1 pseudogene is annotated in these 966 nt (G+C 52.7%); it reads right to left on the reverse strand.

The annotated features are described in order from the left end of the window. Positions 1 to 77: 77 nt before the first annotated feature. A pseudogene (locus ACTHUR_RS12215) lies at positions 78 to 966 on the reverse strand (NAD(P)/FAD-dependent oxidoreductase); the annotation flags it as partial.

Here is a 966-nt window from a genome sequence, read left to right on the forward strand (position 1 = left end):
CCCCTCCTTCAGTGATCCTGCTACCCCCTAGCTCTACCCGTAATGATTCTTCGTCATCTTCAGATGTGTATAAGCGCCCGTTCATGGTCATCGATAAACTCGTTGTCTTTGCCGCCGAAGAGCAGGCGGCCTTCGGCGCTGAGGCGGTAGTAGTCGAGGACGTGGCGGTTGTCGCAGATGGCCATATTATTGCGGATCAGGTCTTTGGCGCGTTCGCACAGTGGCTCGGTGGCGATGATAAAGGTGCTGACTGCAATGGCTTTTTGTTCCAATACTTTGAATTTTGGGTGTAAGCCTGCATAAGTATTGACGGCATAAACGAGGTTTTTGCACTCAACACTGCCATTGGGCGTATGAACCAGCCAGCCGTTATCGCATGGCTCGATACGGGTCATCGGGGATTGCTCAAAAAGTTGTGCTTCTGCATCGGTTGCCGCTTTGGCAATGCCTAGGGTGTAATTGAGTGGGTGTAAGTGGCCGGATAAAGGATCAAATTGCGCGCCTTGATACATATCGCTGGCAAGTTGCTGCTTCAGCGTGGCTTTATCCCAAAGCTGGTAATGGCTTGCGCCATAATGTTTTTGAGCGTGTTCGTGCCATTGTTGCAATTCTTCCCAATGCTGAGGACGGACGGCGACGGTAGCGTAGCCGCGTTGCCAATCGCATTGGATATTGTGTTTTTGAATGCGGGAGTCAACCAGTTCAACGGCTTGCAGAGATTGCTGCCAGAACCATTGAGCCTGTTCCAAACCGACTTGTTTTTCGATTTCTTCCATGCCGCAGGCAAAGTCGCTGATGACTTGTCCGCCGCTGCGGCCTGATGCGCCGAAACCGATACGGGCGGCTTCAAGTACGATGACTTCATGGCCGTTTTCGGCAAGCGGTAGGTCGGTGCATAAGCCGGACAGGCCACCGCCGATAACGCAGGTTTCAGTTTTCAGACGGCCTTCCTGCGTCGGATAAGAC

The sequence above is a fragment of the Neisseria sp. P0021.S007 genome (assembly GCF_051956855.1).